The sequence below is a fragment of the Maribacter ulvicola genome (assembly GCF_900155985.1).
Taxonomy (GTDB): Bacteria; Bacteroidota; Bacteroidia; order Flavobacteriales; family Flavobacteriaceae; genus Maribacter; species Maribacter ulvicola.
The window spans coordinates 269,448-284,229 of the sequence record NZ_FTMA01000001.1 but is presented as its reverse complement, the minus strand read 5'-3'; the positions used below and the strand labels follow the sequence as shown (position 1 = coordinate 284,229).

16 protein-coding genes are annotated in these 14,782 nt (G+C 35.2%); 7 read left to right on the top strand and 9 right to left on the bottom strand.

Going from position 1 to position 14,782, the window contains the following annotated elements; genetic code table 11:
- Positions 1-80: 80 nt before the first annotated feature.
- From BW936_RS01235 to BW936_RS01215, 5 genes are all read right to left on the bottom strand, one after another.
- Complete coding sequence (locus BW936_RS01235) at positions 81-452, bottom strand: DUF1304 domain-containing protein (protein WP_076546508.1); 372 nt, start codon at positions 450-452, stop codon at positions 81-83.
- On the bottom strand, positions 452-991 hold the full coding sequence (locus BW936_RS01230; protein WP_076546507.1) for a 3-hydroxyanthranilate 3,4-dioxygenase: 540 nt from the start codon (positions 989-991) through the stop codon (positions 452-454). The genes BW936_RS01235 and BW936_RS01230 overlap by 1 nt, the downstream gene beginning before the upstream one ends.
- A 109-nt stretch (positions 992-1,100) precedes the next feature.
- A complete protein-coding gene (locus BW936_RS01225) occupies positions 1,101-1,610 on the bottom strand; it encodes a CAP domain-containing protein (RefSeq protein WP_076546506.1) in 510 nt (169 codons plus the stop codon).
- Positions 1,611-1,857: 247 nt separating this feature from the next.
- A complete protein-coding gene (locus BW936_RS01220; RefSeq protein ID WP_076546505.1) occupies positions 1,858-2,337 on the bottom strand; it encodes a CAP domain-containing protein in 480 nt (159 codons plus the stop codon).
- A 189-nt stretch (positions 2,338-2,526) separates the two neighbouring features.
- On the bottom strand, positions 2,527-3,051 hold the full coding sequence (locus BW936_RS01215) for a CvpA family protein (protein WP_076546504.1): 525 nt from the start codon (positions 3,049-3,051) through the stop codon (positions 2,527-2,529).
- Between the two features lie 81 nt (positions 3,052-3,132).
- On the opposite strand from BW936_RS01215, the gene BW936_RS01210 reads away from it, so the two are divergent.
- From BW936_RS01210 to BW936_RS01195, 4 genes are all read left to right on the top strand, one after another.
- Entirely contained in the window at positions 3,133-3,489 is a 357-nt protein-coding gene (locus tag BW936_RS01210) for a hypothetical protein (RefSeq protein ID WP_076546503.1), read from the top strand.
- 4 nt (positions 3,490-3,493) lie between these two features.
- Positions 3,494-3,802, top strand: a complete 309-nt coding sequence (locus tag BW936_RS01205; RefSeq protein WP_076546502.1) for an antibiotic biosynthesis monooxygenase family protein — start codon at positions 3,494-3,496, stop codon at positions 3,800-3,802.
- A gap of 76 nt (positions 3,803-3,878) precedes the next feature.
- Positions 3,879-5,369, top strand: coding sequence for a glycerol kinase GlpK (gene glpK, locus BW936_RS01200; RefSeq protein WP_076546501.1), 1,491 nt, complete (start codon positions 3,879-3,881; stop codon positions 5,367-5,369).
- 138 nt (positions 5,370-5,507) lie between these two features.
- A complete protein-coding gene (locus BW936_RS01195) occupies positions 5,508-7,175 on the top strand; it encodes a glycerol-3-phosphate dehydrogenase/oxidase (protein ID WP_076546500.1) in 1,668 nt (555 codons plus the stop codon).
- Here the strand turns inward: BW936_RS01195 and BW936_RS01190 are convergent.
- On the bottom strand, positions 7,172-8,173 hold the full coding sequence (locus BW936_RS01190) for an NAD(P)H-dependent glycerol-3-phosphate dehydrogenase (RefSeq protein WP_076546499.1): 1,002 nt from the start codon (positions 8,171-8,173) through the stop codon (positions 7,172-7,174). The genes BW936_RS01195 and BW936_RS01190 overlap by 4 nt on opposite strands.
- Positions 8,174-8,283: 110 nt before the next feature.
- Between BW936_RS01190 and BW936_RS01185 the strand changes: the two genes are divergently transcribed.
- A complete protein-coding gene (locus BW936_RS01185; RefSeq protein ID WP_076546498.1) occupies positions 8,284-9,198 on the top strand; it encodes a nicotinic acid mononucleotide adenyltransferase in 915 nt (304 codons plus the stop codon).
- Positions 9,199-9,251: 53 nt separating this feature from the next.
- Here BW936_RS01185 and BW936_RS01180 read toward each other — a convergent pair whose 3' ends face one another.
- Together BW936_RS01180 and BW936_RS01175 are read right to left on the bottom strand one after the other, a co-directional pair.
- Complete coding sequence (locus BW936_RS01180) at positions 9,252-9,779, bottom strand: DUF421 domain-containing protein (RefSeq protein WP_076546497.1); 528 nt, start codon at positions 9,777-9,779, stop codon at positions 9,252-9,254.
- A gap of 125 nt (positions 9,780-9,904) precedes the next feature.
- The gene (locus tag BW936_RS01175; RefSeq protein ID WP_076546496.1) at positions 9,905-10,753 is read right to left on the bottom strand and encodes a helix-turn-helix domain-containing protein; all 849 of its coding nucleotides are present in this window, start codon (positions 10,751-10,753) and stop codon (positions 9,905-9,907) included.
- Positions 10,754-11,291: 538 nt separating this feature from the next.
- On the opposite strand from BW936_RS01175, the gene BW936_RS01170 reads away from it, so the two are divergent.
- On the top strand, positions 11,292-12,923 hold the full coding sequence (locus BW936_RS01170) for a SulP family inorganic anion transporter (protein ID WP_244156154.1): 1,632 nt from the start codon (positions 11,292-11,294) through the stop codon (positions 12,921-12,923).
- A gap of 455 nt (positions 12,924-13,378) precedes the next feature.
- Positions 13,379-14,482, top strand: a complete 1,104-nt coding sequence (locus BW936_RS01165; RefSeq protein ID WP_076546495.1) for a lactonase family protein — start codon at positions 13,379-13,381, stop codon at positions 14,480-14,482.
- Here BW936_RS01165 and trxA read toward each other — a convergent pair.
- Positions 14,479-14,775 (bottom strand): thioredoxin, encoded by a 297-nt coding sequence (gene trxA, locus BW936_RS01160; protein ID WP_076546494.1) that lies wholly within the window; start codon positions 14,773-14,775, stop codon positions 14,479-14,481. The genes BW936_RS01165 and trxA overlap by 4 nt on opposite strands.
- Positions 14,776-14,782 lie beyond the last annotated feature (7 nt).

Below are 14,782 nucleotides of genomic sequence, written 5' to 3'. Positions count from 1 at the left end.
TTTATAACTTTTTGCGTAATTAATGTTAGATGTATTTCAAAAATACAAAGAATTTTATCCTTAGAAAGAACAAATACTAGTTATGAGAATTTAAGGATAGACCAAAAAATGATTCCAATTAATGCAGGTATACTTTGAATTATGAAAATCTTTTTACTAACGGAAATAGCACCGTAAATACCGGCAATTGCAACACAGCTTAAGAAGAAGAGTGCGACGTTTGCAGACCATAGTACGTTGGTGATGAAAAATGACCAAATCAAACCTGCGGCTAAAAAACCATTATATAGCCCTTGGTTGGCCGCCATTGCTTTGGTGGGTTCAAATAAATCTTTTGGAAATTTTCTAAAAACCTTTCTTCCTGTTGTTGTCCAAGCAAACATTTCTAGCCAAAGAATATAGAGGTGGATGAGGGCTATAAAAGCAGTAATAATCTTTGCTGCGACTATCATTATTCTTTTGCTATAAAACGTTTATCAACTGGCATAACAGTTCCGCAATTATCACAAGTTCTTAATTTTTCCGAGCTATAGAAATGCTTAAAGTGAGATAAGAAATCTTTTTCTATATCATGAAGGGTAAAATAGGCTTCATACAATTTGTGGTTGCAATTATCGCAGAACCATAATAGACCGTCGTCTATGTTCATTTGGTCACGCTTACGTTCTATAACTAGACCAATAGAACCTTCTTTACGCACAGGGGAATGCGGTACTTTGGCAGGGTGCAAATACATGTCTCCAGGACCTAATTGCATGGTTCGTTTTTTACCTTCGTCCTGAATATGAACTTCTATATGTCCTTCAAGTTGATAAAACAACTCTTCGGTTTCGTTGTAATGATAATCTTTTCTGGCATTTGGTCCAGCAACGATCATTACTATGTAATCGCCTGCGTCTTTGTATAAGTTCTTATTTCCAACAGGCGGCTTAAGTAAAGCTCTGTTTTCTTCTATCCAATTATTGAGGTTAAAAGGTGCTTGTATACTCATTTGTGTAAATTTAAGTGAAAGTTAAAGAAACTGTTATTACTCACCTAAAAGTTACGCATAAAAAAAGCCCTTGATAACAAAGGCTTTGGTGTAATATAATTTGATGTTTTTATGATTTTACAAATATCTGGGTAAAGTATAAATCACCATTGGCATTTTCAATAATGCTTATAGCTGAATAATTAAAATCTCCTTCTATATTTTTTTTATGTCCTGAACTATTCATCCAACCATTGAAAGCGTCATTAATGGTTTCATAGTTTCTTGCTACATTTTCAGCTACAAAAAGGGCGCCAGTTCTTTTGACTATATTTTCTGCACGGTTGGTAAATTTATCATGACTGATATTTTCTTGAGATATCATATAAGATGTATGAAGATTTGCATAATAATAGGAGGTATCTTCAAATTTCATTTTATTTAAACCTATACTAGCCCTGTGATCATTTATAATTTCAAAAAGATCTGCTTCTATTGTGCTATGCGTTTTAGATGAAGCTAAAGTAAGTGGAGAAAGTTCATCTTCAGAAGTATCTTCATAACCTGCAAAATTTTCATATTTTGAACATGATGTAATTAAGATAACTATTAACATTAAATAAGGTAAAATTACTTTCATAGTGGAGGTGCTATTTTGTTTCTAATGAGTGTCAAAAGTAGTTCTGGTGGCTATGATAAAAAGAAAAACATCTATGGATAGGATAAAAAACTCGTTCAGCTACACCTATTTATAATATGGATGCTCATCGATAAAATACACAGATAATTACATCGATAAAAAATGCATTTAATATGATTTTTCCTACTTTATCTACATAAGGGGACAAGTCAACCTATTTGAGTTAAATCCAAGTAGGGTTTGTGGGTTATTGCTTGTAAAAAAGTTGTGTAAAATAGTAGTTGCCTAACTCATCTTTCTTAACACTGATGCCGGTATGGGTAAAATCTCCCTCCATTGTTTTTTTGTGGTTGCGACTAGTGTACCATCCTTCAAAAGCCTCTAAAGCTGTTTGATAATCTTTGGCTACATTTTCGGCAACCATTTCCACTGCAATTTCAGAGTTAATGTTCGATGCTCTTGAGCTAAAGTTATCATGACTAATGCTACCTTTTGAAATCATGTAGTCTGTATGAAGGTTGGCGTATTTATAGGCCACGTCACTAAAGTCCAATGTATTAGTGTGTAGACTTAATCTGTGCGCATTAATAAGGTCTAGAAGGTCCTGCTCTATAGTTAAAACATTTTCAGCTTCAAGTACAGGCGTATCGTCAATAGAGTCGCTTGTGCAAGAACCAAGAAAAAGTAATAAAAAGACAGTGACCGCATAAAGCAATCTCATTTTCATAATAAGTGTCTTTTAATTAAATAGCCTCTCGGCGTAGCGAAGTAGGTAAGAAAAACGAGAATTTTTAAAATTCTCTATATCGATTTGGGGTATCGATGACGTAATATTATAGAAAAATTAAATGTAGAGAGGTGGCAAGAATGCTTATTCGATAAAGTGTTTAAAAAGTAAGACTAGCAGACAATGTATTTAAATACTGATAGAATCATCAGATACCTGACCGGGTGAATCTTTATTTATAAGGACCGTATCAAAAATTAAAGCACCAATATCTTTAATAGGCTGATATAAAATGGATTTCTCTTTGGTTTCATCGGTAATTAAATTTAAGGTAGTGTCTATTCGGTCAAAAAATACAAAAGCGGCACCAAGTAGAATAGCAACCTTTAATAAACCGAAAATACCACCTGCAATTTTGTTCAAAGAACCAAGCATGGCAAAATTGGCAACCTTAGTCAATAGCTTTCCAACTAAATTAACGATAATAATAATAAGTACGAATGTTATTATAAAAGCAATGATGCTCATATTGCGTTCATCCCAATTTAAGTGCTCAGATAAATATGCACCTGTAATGTATGAAAAATGAATGGCTCCGAAAATACCGGCAACAAGTGCAACAATAGAAGCTATTTCCATGAAAAGTCCATTTTTATAACCCTTCCATAGACCCCATATTAAGGGTAGTCCAAGTAAAATATCTAAAAGCCCCATTCGTAAAGTGTTTTAACAAATATAGAACTTTGATTTGTACCTTTGCAAGGTCTGTATTGTACTACAGTTGAAAGAAGATATATGGCTAGAGATATACAATTAAAAGAACGATGGGATTATTTGGTAGAAAAGCTTTCAACAAAGTTTTCTGACGGAGATCCATTAGAGTTGGATGCAATCATTTATTTGGTGGGCATTCAAGAATTAGGACAGTACCACAGAAAATATAAGAAAGACGATAAATTAGATTTAATGCATATAGCTATTTGTCGTCTTTTGGAACCTTACGGATTCTATGAATTTAGTTTCTTTGATGAAGATGGTTGGCCACATTACAAGGTGTTAGAAGAATTACCTTCTTTAAAAGCCGGGGAACAAACGGTACTGATGAAAGAAGCGATTGTAACATATTTTATAGAAAAAGAATTTATTCAGTAAGTTGATGCACAAGCCCTATTACGCTGTTATTTTTACGTCTACTAGAACAACAGGTGATAAAGGGTATGGTAAAATGGCTGAGTTTATGGAGCTATTGGCTAAAAAGCAACCCGGGTTTATAGGTATTGAAAGTGCACGAGAAAAAACAGGAATTACGGTAAGCTATTGGGAAAGCTTAAGTGCAATTCATGATTGGAAACAACAGGCTGATCATGTATTGGCCCAAAAAAAAGGTATTACCGACTGGTACAATTCTTACACCGTTCGTATTTGCTTGGTAGAACGAGAATATAATTTTAATAAAAACACATAAACCCCAAGTTCCTATATCTTCTTCACTTTGGCATCAGCTTTAATTCCGCTATATTTAAGGAAATAACTTTAAGCATATGTCTAGGAAATATATCATATCATTAGATCAGGGAACAACAAGCTCTAGGGCTTTGTTGGTAGACCATGATGGTGCCATACAAGGTATGGTTCAGAAAGAATTTAAACAGATCTTTCCTAAATCGGGTTGGGTAGAACATGACCCTAAAGAAATTTTATCTTCACAAATGGCTGTTTTAAAAGAGCTGCTTGAAAAGGAAAAAGTAAAACCAAATGAGATTGTTGGTATTGGAATTACCAACCAAAGGGAAACCACTGTGGTTTGGGATAAGAAAACAGGAGAGCCGGTATATAACGCCATTGTTTGGCAAGATAAACGTACGGCAGATATTTGCGAACACCTAAAGAAAATTGGGCTCACAGAACACGTAAAGAAAACTACCGGCTTGGTTATAGACTCTTATTTTTCTGGTACTAAAGTAAAATGGATATTGGATAATGTCCCGGGTGCCAAAAAGAAAGCCCAAAATGGAGATTTACTGATGGGAACAATTGATACGTGGTTGGTTTGGAATTTGACCAATAAACATAATCATGTAACCGATTATACCAACGCATCAAGGACTATGATTTATGATATTGTAGATCTAAAATGGGATGACAAAATGTTAAATGCCTTAGGTATACCTAAAACCATGTTACCAGAAGTAAAACCATCATCCGCCCATTTTGGCGATTATGAGATAGATGGGATTAAAATTCCTATTTCGGGTATTGCCGGTGATCAGCAAGCGGCATTATTTGGGCAGGCCTGTTTTAAGAAAGGTTCGGCAAAAAACACCTACGGTACCGGTTGTTTTATGTTAATGAATACAGGAGAAAAGCCGCAATTTTCTAAAAACGGCCTGTTAACTACAATAGCTTATGGTTTAGATGGCAAAGTGCATTACGCATTGGAAGGCAGCATTTTTATAGCAGGTGCCGCCATACAATGGTTAAGAGATGGTTTGGAGTTAATAGAAGATGCAAAAGAAACTGAAGAATTAGCCAATTCTATTGAAGGTGAAAATCCTGTTTATGTGGTTCCAGCTTTTGCAGGTTTGGGTGCACCCTATTGGGATATGTATGCTAGGGGTGCAGTATTTGGTTTAACCAGAGACACCGGTAAAGCTCATTTGGCCAAGGCAACTTTAGAGGCGTTGGCATATCAAACCAAAGATATTTTAAAGGCAATGGAAGATGACTCCGGTATTCAATTAAAGAACTTAAGAGTAGATGGTGGTGCATGTGCAAACAATCATTTGATGCAGTTTCAGGCCGATATTCTAGATTCAGAAGTACATCGTCCAGAGATTATTGAATCTACAGCTATGGGTGCTGCATTTCTTGCAGGAATACAAGTGGGTTTTTGGAAACAATCAGACATTCAGGAAAGTAGACCGATGGACCGAATTTTTAAGCCCACATTTGATCGTGTAAAGAGAAAACGTTTGTACAAAAAATGGCAAAAAGCGGTAGAACGATCAAAAGGATGGGAAGATGAAGAGTAAATAAGCGACAATTTTACAATTAATTAATTTTTTAGAGCATAGAAGAGCATATGGCTAACGCTATCTTTGACCTATATAGTTGTGTTTTGTTGATAATCAATGCTATGCACTAATTTGTAAATCAAATAGATATCTACCATGAAAAATATAAAATTCACCAATTTAGAACGTCAAAAAACGATAGATCATTTAGAATCTGAAGATTTTGATTTAGTGGTTATAGGAGGAGGAATTACCGGAGGCGGTATTGCTTTAGATGCAGCATCACGTGGGTTAAAAGTAGCCGTATTGGAAAAAGGAGATTTTGCTTCTGGGACCAGTAGTAAATCAACCAAACTGATACATGGCGGACTCCGTTACTTAAAACAGTTCGATTTTTGGTTGGTGAAAGAAGTAGGGTCCGAGCGTGCAATCGTACATAAATTGGCACCTCATTTAGTATTGCCAGAAAAGATGTTGTTACCATTAATAGAAAATGGGTCTTACGGTAAGTGGTTAACATCTATTGGTCTTAAAGTATATGATATTCTAGCTCAGGTTTCAGGAGATGATAAGCGAAAAATGCTAGAAAAAAAGGAAGCCATGAAATTGGAGCCTTTACTACCAAAAAAGATTTTGAACGGAGCAGGGTATTATGCGGAATATAGAACGGATGATGCTCGTTTAACCATTGAAAATATAAAGACTAGCCTTTTGTTCGGTGCTAGGGCATTGAACTATGCCAAGGTGAATGCGTTTATTTACGATAATGAAAAGATTGCCGGTGTTAAAGCGGTAGATACGGTTACCGGTAAAGAATTTGCCATTAAGTCTAAATATGTGATCAGTGCAGCTGGTCCGTGGGTAGATGAGTTGAGAAGCCTTAATAATTCTAAAAAAGGAAAACAGCTTCATTTGACCAAAGGGGTACACCTAGTTTTTCCGTATGAGAAATTACCTGTGAAGCAATCGTGTTATTTTGATATACCAGATGGCAGAATGATGTTTGCCATTCCAAGAGGTAAAATAACTTATGTAGGTACAACAGATACCAACTTTAATGATAACAAAGACAATGTAAGAACAGATTTAGCAGATGCTATTTATTTAATTTCTGCGGTTAATAATATGTTTCCTGATATTAATCTTGAATTAGAAGATATTGTTTCTTCGTGGGCTGGTCTGCGTCCGTTAATTCATGAAGAAGGTAAATCTGCTTCAGAACTATCTAGAAAAGATGAAATTTTTGTTTCGGATACCGGCTTGATCAGTATTGCGGGCGGTAAGCTAACTGGCTATAGAAAAATGGCAGAAAGAGTGGTGGATCGTATTGCCAAGAAAATGGAAGAAGAACATGATACTGAATTAAAAGAATGTTACACAGAGAAAATATTTTTATGTGGAAATGTGAATTTCAAGAAATTTAAGCATGTAAAAAAATACATAGATGAGGTATATGGTAAAATCAAGGAAGATGGTTTTACAAAACATGATGCTTGGTTTTTAGTAACCAACTATGGTAAGCAAACAGAGACTATTCTTGAAAATTATAAAGGTATTGTAGAAGCGGATAAATATGTACGTATGGCCAAGGCAGAATTAGCTTTCGGCATTGATTTTGAAATGGTACAGACCCCTATGGATTTCTTCATTAGAAGAACTGGTAGGCTATATTTTAATATTGATAGTATTAGAACTTTAATGGAGCCTTTGATGAAAGAATTTCAAATGAGGTTTAAGGTTACAGATGCCGTAGTTGAAGAATGGAGAACAATCTTAAATGCGGAATTGAAAGAGCATTCAGATTTTTCATTAGAGAGACGTTAATCTAGCTTATCAGTCAAATCAAGAAATACCTTTTTAGGATTTTTATTCTCATATAGAACTTTATAAACAGCGTCAATAATTGGAGTTTTGACCTTTTTTGTAAAGTTCTCTTTTATGTTATAAGCGCTTTTAGCAGCGTAATATCCTTCGGCAATCATGCTCATTTCCATTTGTGCACTTTTAACGGTGTACCCTTTTCCGATCATATTACCAAACATTCTATTGCGGCTAAAAATAGAATAACCGGTAACCAATAAATCACCTAAATAAGCAGACTTGTTAATGTTACGGTCTAATTTGTGAATACGCTTAGTATACCTTTTCATTTCACGAATGGCATTACTCATTAATACACTCTGAAAATTGTCACCATAACCCAATCCGTGGGCAATACCCGCTGCAATGGCGTAAATATTCTTAAGCATGGCGGCATATTCAGTGCCAATAATATCTTTACTTATGCTAGTCTTAATGTAATTACTAGATAAATTGTTAGCTATCAATTCTGCCTTTTCTGTATCTGCGCAGGCAATGGTTAAATATGAAAGGCGCTCCATGGCTACTTCTTCTGCATGGCAAGGACCGGTAATAACACCAATATTTTCAAAAGGTATTTCATAGGTATTATGAAAATGCTCGCCCACTATTAATCCAGATTCTGGTACGATACCTTTTATGGCTGAAAAGATAATTTTATTCTCTAACGAAACCGTTAGTTTTTCCAACTCTCCCACCAAAAAAGCAGAAGGAATTGCAAAAATTAAAACATCGGCATAATTAACAGCCTCGTTAATGTCAGCAGTCAAGAATAATTGCTCAGGTTTAAATTCTACCGAAGTAAGATAGTTTGGGTTGTGTTTTTGGGTTTTAATATGGGCAATAGCATCAGTATTGCGCATATACCAACCAATTTCTTCTTGATTGTTGGTTAGCATTTTTACAATAGCCGTAGCCCAACTTCCTCCTCCTAAAACCGCAAATTTCGCATCCTTGTTCATGGTGTAAATTTACCAATAATTTATATGCTCATAATATGATTAGTATCAGTCTTTAATAATTTTTGGCATAGAGATTGTTTATTGGTTAATCATCAATTAAATAAAATCATATGAAAACAATTAAACTACTTACAGGATATTTCTTATTGGCCACTTTGATGGTTTCTTGTTATGCAGAAGTAATTATTGAAGATGATTTTATAGAAGAGTCGGCTTTCAATACCGATCAAGTTTTACAGAGTTATGATCTATGGTATGTGGATATTAATGCAACGCGTGGTAATGGTGAAGTGCCCTTTTTACAGAGAGCATTTACGGTTTCTTTTGATCGTGGAGTATTATTAGCCAATAACAATATTGTTGGCATTGGTAAAACAGGTGGTGGTTATGGTATTGATGTAGGTACTTACGGAACGCTAAGCGGAACGGTAGATATTGATCATGATGTGGATGGATCTTGGTATTTAGAAGTGTATGCGGTAAACAATAATACCATAGAGTTGTATGATGCCGGTTCAGATACTTCATATTATTTGAAAGGATATCAGATTAATAATTTTGATTATGATACCGTATTCTATGACAATATCAACTACTTCATACAAGAATATGATGCTTGGGAGAAGATCTATACCAGTGAAGCTGGAGCGTTAAATGACTTTGATAATGAAAATTACCTGCAGTTTTTGCCAAATTTCTTCAGGTCTTCTATAGATGCACCAAATACAAGCTATGCCAATTTACAGTGGGATTTTGAAGGTGATTATCAAGTGTATGATATTCCGGGTGATAATTCTTTAAAAACTTTGACGTTAGACTATGATTTTATGGGTGATGATTACTTTGAGTTATACGTAATTAATGATAGTACCATAGAATTGTATCATCCAGATAGTGGAACAACATATGAGTTTAGAGGTAGGGGATACCAAGAGTATTTAAAATCTAGTAAAGGTTCTGAAAGTAAGAAAAGAATTAAAGCTTCTAATCCTACGATGAATGTAGAACGGAAGAAGGCAAAATAGTTTTTAGGTTGATTGTCTCAAGAGTGCCCTAACCGTTAAGATTGGGGCATTTTTTATGCTTCAGTTTTAATGTCTTCCATGATTATGGAATCTATATCCAATTGTTCATTGGTATGTAGAACAGAGATATCCCCTGTGGTTTCAAATATGACAGCTTTTACTTGAGATAGCTGTAAAACATTTGCTTCACGTAATTTACCCATTAAATCTGCCTGGCTTACCAATGCTTTTTTCAAGTTCTCTTTAAGGATAGTTCCATTTTCCATTAATAAAATAGGAGTATTTGTCATTACCTTCTGGGCGGCATCAGAAGATGATAATAGCTTGGCAAATAAAGCCTGTAAACCTGCAAGCAAAGCTATAGACACCATAGCGGGCATTAAACTTGAAACAGGTTTGTTGACCGCATCGGCTAAAATAGAACCCATAGCTATAGTTACGGCAAAATCAAAACTGGTCATTTTGGCAAACGTTCTTTTACCGGTTACACGAGTAATGAACATCATATATAAATAGATGAAGATCGCAGCAACACATATTTGCAAAACGGTTTTAAGTGATAGTGGGTCAAATATTTCCATAGTTAAGTTTTAGAATTTATACTTCACCCTTTTATAATAAGAATATAGGGTAGTAATGTATTTTTTCTAAAAATAACAGGGACTTACTTTACTTGTTTCCTCTTTTGCGTAGAATGCTTGTTCATTTAATTGCTCTGTAACCTTTTCTTAAATGCCGAAGGATTTTCTCCCGTTACTTTCTTAAATGTTCTGTTGAAGTACGACAGACTTTCAAATCCGCATTCAAAACAGGTTTCGCTAACGTTCTTTCCGGACAGTAGTAATCTTTTAGATTGACTGATGCGATATTGATTTAAGAACTCAACAAAAGTACTGCCCGTTGCTTTTTTAAAGTAACGGCAAAAAGCGGGTTTGGTCAGGTTGCAAAATTGAGCAACTTCATCAACTGAGATTTTTCCTTGGTAGCGTTTATCTATTAAGGCATAAATATCACGAATTCTACTTTGCTCCTTTTTACTGTATCTATTTTTATAGGGTTTTTTATGCAGCAATTTAAACTCGTTGCTTTGAGAAAGTCTTTTAAGAATATTCATAATCGCCATAAAATACTCAAAAGGTTTTAGGGTGTGGAGCTCTTTTAATAATTGACCCACCACTTTTTTAGTTTCCCCATGAAAAGCAATTCCGTATCTTGATAGATCTAATAATCTATTTAAGTTTTTCAATTCTGGAATAGGGTCTACAAAAGTACTTTTAAAAGAAGGTTTAATATGCAAGACTTCTTCACGGTACGTCGTTTTTACACCGTAGTCAAAATTTAGATGTGGTATGTTAGCACCTATAAGAACCAAATCAGATTCTTCATATTCAGAAATATGATCACCAACATGTCTGGTGCCGTTTGCTCCTTCAATATAAACAATTTCATATTCCGGGTGAAAATGCCAATAAAAGAGATGACTAAGCTTGGGGTCGTGAAGTAAACGAAACGGACTTTTGCTAGCTGGTTCAATAGTTTCTAACTCAATTTTCATAAGCTAAATGTAACAAAATTGCGTATAATTTTAGTTTAAGGATTAATTATAATCAATATTGTTCAAATTTTAGTTAATGTTACGGCAGTACAAATTACTAGCGCTCAGGAGTTTTATAAACAACTAGGACTTAATTTATTTTTACGATAACGCATACAAAAAAACTAATGGTAAAAAGAAGGCTGGTGATTTGTTGATTTTTATTATCAGAGAAGCACACGGTATTAGGTGTAATACGTAAAGGGGCAAGGTTAGTAGGGTTCAGCACATTTCAATGATGTCAGCGGAGCCGGGAAATTGAGAAACTACAAGTGGAGATTTAACGCTTAGAAGAATAGAATTGCACCAGGAGATTACGTATTTCAGGGTAATTCGCCTAAATGGTTCCAAGTCCAATATGATACTGCTAAATTATAACCGCTAGGAGAGAAATTATTAGGATTAATGCTCTGGAAAACAGATAAATTGGTAATAATTAGCTTGTTTGTGGTAAGGCCGGTAAATATGACTTATTTTTGCGCCCTTTAAATTTAAGTACATGCAGAAGTACCTCAATATATTCGATTTCAATCAGAAGGTAGATTATAAAAATGAAATTTTAGCGGGATTAACGGTTGCAATGACAATGATTCCAGAATCATTGATGTTTGCTATTCTTGCAGGATTTTCACCGCTAGTGGGTTTATATGGTGCTTTTATCATGGGCTTGGTGACAGCAATATTTGGGGGAAGGCCTGGACTGATTTCTGGTGGAGCAGGAGCAACAGTTGTTGTGCTAATGGCATTAATGAACTCTCACGGTTTAGAATATGTTTTTGCGGCAGTTGCCTTGGCGGGCGTGTTTCAATTGGTGGTAGGTCTTTTAAAGTTGGGTAAATTTATCCGTTTAGTGCCTCAGCCCGTAATGTTCGGTTTTGTAAACGGTTTGGCCATTATCATTTTTATGGCGCAAATGGATCAATTTAAAATTGGTGTAGGAGATGCTGCAGTGTGGTTAACAGGAACAACATTATATACGATGGTAGGTTTGGTACTCTTCACCATTGTCGTAATTGTATTTGTTCCTAAACTAACTAAAGCGGTCCCTGCTTCGTTAATAGGAATTATTGTAGTGTTTCTAGTTGTTTATTTTCTAAATATAGACACCAAACAAGTAGTAGATATTATTAATCAAGATACGTTACCTGGAGAAGAGTTGAAGTCGCTTAGTGGGTCTTTGCCTTCGTTTCATATACCAAGCATTCCTTTTACATTAGAGGCCTTCAAAATTATTTTACCTTACGGGTTAATAATGGCTGCGGTAGGGCTAACAGAAGGTTTACTTACCCTAAACTTAGTAGATGAGATTACCAATACAAAAGGGAATAGTAATAGAGAGTGTTTGGCGCAAGGTGGTGCAAATATATTGAACGGTTTCTTTGGTGGTATGGGCGGTTGCCCAATGATTGCACAAACCTTGGTTAACCTGTCTGCCGGTTCAAGGGCACGCTTATCGGGTATTATTGCTGCGTTAACCATATTGGTAATAATTTTATTTGGAGCGCCGGTAATAGAGTTGGTGCCTATAGCTGCGTTGGTAGGTGTTATGGTCATGGTGTCCGTTGGTACATTTGAGTGGGCAAGTTTTAAAGCCTTAAGAAGAATGCCTAGATCAGATATTTTTGTAATGATATTGGTTACTTTGATTACTGTGGTCTTACACAATTTGGCATTAGCGGTATTGATTGGGGTAATAATTTCTGCTTTGGTTTTTGCTTGGGAAAGTGCCAAGAGAATTAGAGCTAGAAAGTATATAGATGAGAATGGGGTGAAGCATTATGAAATCTACGGACCTTTATTTTTTGGGTCTACCACGCTTTTTAATGAAAAATTTGATGTGCAAGGTGATCCCAGCGAAGTCATTATAGACTTTAGAGAAAGCCGTGTTTCTGATATGAGCGGTATAGAAGCTTTAAACAAGATTACAGAACGCTACGCCCAGGTTGGTAAAAAGGTTCATTTACGTCATTTAAGTAATGATTGTATACGTTTATTGGCAGCTGCGGATGACATTATAGATGTTAACGTAATGGAAGACCCTACGTACAAAGTTATGGTAGATAAGCCTTTTTCTAAGTCAAAAGATAAAGATCCAGAAACTAAAAATCCTTTTAAATTGTGGGGTTTATAACAGCTTGTATTTTAGGCTTTATAATGATGCAAAGGTATATATAGCGTAGAAATCTCCTAAGACTATAGCTATAGAAATAATATAGATTCCTATTTCTTGTAGGCTGTCTTTTTTAGCTTGTGCTTTAATTGTATTGCGGATAATTTTATACTCAACACTGGTGAGTTCTTTAAAGTGTAATTTGGTTTCTTGCGAATAATCTAAATAGTCTTTACGTAGCTCTCTAATGCTTCTACTTTTTTTAGTAATGCCCTATTTGCCTTCATTACTTTCATTGGTTGTCCTCCGTATCCCATCGTTCTTTGTTTCTTAGATGTAGGTATAACGACCGTTTTGTTCCAAGAAGTTGGATTGATCGTAGTTTTTGAATGATAATTTTATATTTTTATCAATAAAATACAAATTCTCCTTTATTCAATTTTGAGGATTTATTTTTTGAATATTGCATATAACATATGAAGAATAAAATAGGTTTATTTACTCTAATTGTTGGGTTGGTCATTTTAAACAGTTGTAAGGTGGAAGAGTCAAAAAACGAAGAAGTTCTTTTTGTAGGAACGTATACCGATAATGGTAGCGAGGGCATATATAGATTTAATTTAAACCTTGATACGGGCGAATTGACAAATAAATCATTAGCAGCGAAAATTAAAAATCCTTCTTATATAGCATTTTCTCCGGATAGAAATTCGTTATATGCCGTAAGTGAGGTTGATAATTACAAAGAGAACGATGGTTCAATTACCACATTTAGCGTAAAGGATACTTCTTTGGTTTACGTGGAGGAGCAATCTACGTATGGTGCACATCCCTGTTTTGTTGGCGTTAGTGATGATGGAAAGCTAGTGGCTGCGGCAAACTACACCGGAGGTAATGTGGCAGTGTATCATACGTTGGAAAATGGAAATCTTAAACCGGCTCCGCAAATCATAGATCACAAGGTTTTAGATACCACTAGAAACGCCCATGCGCATATGTCTTCTTTCTTAAATGGAGAATTGATCGTTTCTGATTTAGGTCTGGACAGAATAAAAAAATATAAAGTGTCTGATGGCAATTTTGTTCCAAGCGAACAAAAAGAATTGGTTGTTGCCGAGGGTGCCGGTCCTAGGCATTTTGTAACATCTAAGAATGAAGAATTTCTTTATGTAATCAATGAATTGAATTCAACCATAACCATGTTTCAGAAAGAAGAAGGCAGGTATAATATTGGTACAACCTATGAAACGGTAGCTTCAGATTTTAAAGGGGAAAGTTATTGCGCCGACCTTCATTTATCGCCAGATGGTAAATTTCTATATGGCACTAATAGGGGAGAGAATACTGTAGTCATATTTAAAGTAAGTGAAACTACTGGAAAATTAGAATTAGTAGGTAGGGAGTCCGTAAAAGGAGATTGGCCAAGAAACTTTACCATTGATCCTACAGGAAAGTATGTACTGGTGGCAAATCAACGTAGCAACAATATTGTTGTTTTTAATAGAGATGCAAAGAATGGAACTCTAAGTTTTGTAAGCCAAGTTGATTTGTCTAGTCCAGTATGTTTAAAATTCTATTAATGAGATTTTATAATCTGTATTAGTTCGTGCTTTGGTAGTACTCCAGATTGTCTCCAAACTTGTTTTCCATCTTTAAAAAGAATGGTTGTAGGCACACCCTTAACTTGGTATTGAGCTGCCAAAGTTTGATTTTTATCAACATCAATTTTAACGACTTTAACACCGTCGTCTAAATCTCCCTTGACATCTTTTAAGGTTGGAGCAAACGATTTACATGGACCACACCAGTCGGCAAAAAAGTTTACCAATACCGGAGTGTCGCCTTTTATGATTTCTGAAAATGAAGCTTTCATATCTTAT

Coding starts and splice junctions, on each gene's coding strand:
- BW936_RS01175 (WP_076546496.1), bottom strand. CDS start 10,753: ATGAAAATTGAGTTAGAAACTATTGAACCAGCTAGCAAAAGTCCGTTT.
- BW936_RS01205 (WP_076546502.1), top strand. CDS start 3,494: ATGCACAAGCCCTATTACGCTGTTATTTTTACGTCTACTAGAACAACA.
- BW936_RS01215 (WP_076546504.1), bottom strand. CDS start 3,051: ATGGGGCTTTTAGATATTTTACTTGGACTACCCTTAATATGGGGTCTA.
- glpK (WP_076546501.1), top strand. CDS start 3,879: ATGTCTAGGAAATATATCATATCATTAGATCAGGGAACAACAAGCTCT.
- BW936_RS01165 (WP_076546495.1), top strand. CDS start 13,379: ATGAAGAATAAAATAGGTTTATTTACTCTAATTGTTGGGTTGGTCATT.
- BW936_RS01220 (WP_076546505.1), bottom strand. CDS start 2,337: ATGAAAATGAGATTGCTTTATGCGGTCACTGTCTTTTTATTACTTTTT.
- BW936_RS01170 (WP_244156154.1), top strand. CDS start 11,292: ATGCAGAAGTACCTCAATATATTCGATTTCAATCAGAAGGTAGATTAT.
- BW936_RS01230 (WP_076546507.1), bottom strand. CDS start 991: ATGAGTATACAAGCACCTTTTAACCTCAATAATTGGATAGAAGAAAAC.
- BW936_RS01180 (WP_076546497.1), bottom strand. CDS start 9,779: ATGGAAATATTTGACCCACTATCACTTAAAACCGTTTTGCAAATATGT.
- BW936_RS01185 (WP_076546498.1), top strand. CDS start 8,284: ATGAAAACAATTAAACTACTTACAGGATATTTCTTATTGGCCACTTTG.
- BW936_RS01235 (WP_076546508.1), bottom strand. CDS start 452: ATGATAGTCGCAGCAAAGATTATTACTGCTTTTATAGCCCTCATCCAC.
- BW936_RS01190 (WP_076546499.1), bottom strand. CDS start 8,173: ATGAACAAGGATGCGAAATTTGCGGTTTTAGGAGGAGGAAGTTGGGCT.
- BW936_RS01195 (WP_076546500.1), top strand. CDS start 5,508: ATGAAAAATATAAAATTCACCAATTTAGAACGTCAAAAAACGATAGAT.
- trxA (WP_076546494.1), bottom strand. CDS start 14,775: ATGAAAGCTTCATTTTCAGAAATCATAAAAGGCGACACTCCGGTATTG.
- BW936_RS01225 (WP_076546506.1), bottom strand. CDS start 1,610: ATGAAAGTAATTTTACCTTATTTAATGTTAATAGTTATCTTAATTACA.
- BW936_RS01210 (WP_076546503.1), top strand. CDS start 3,133: ATGGCTAGAGATATACAATTAAAAGAACGATGGGATTATTTGGTAGAA.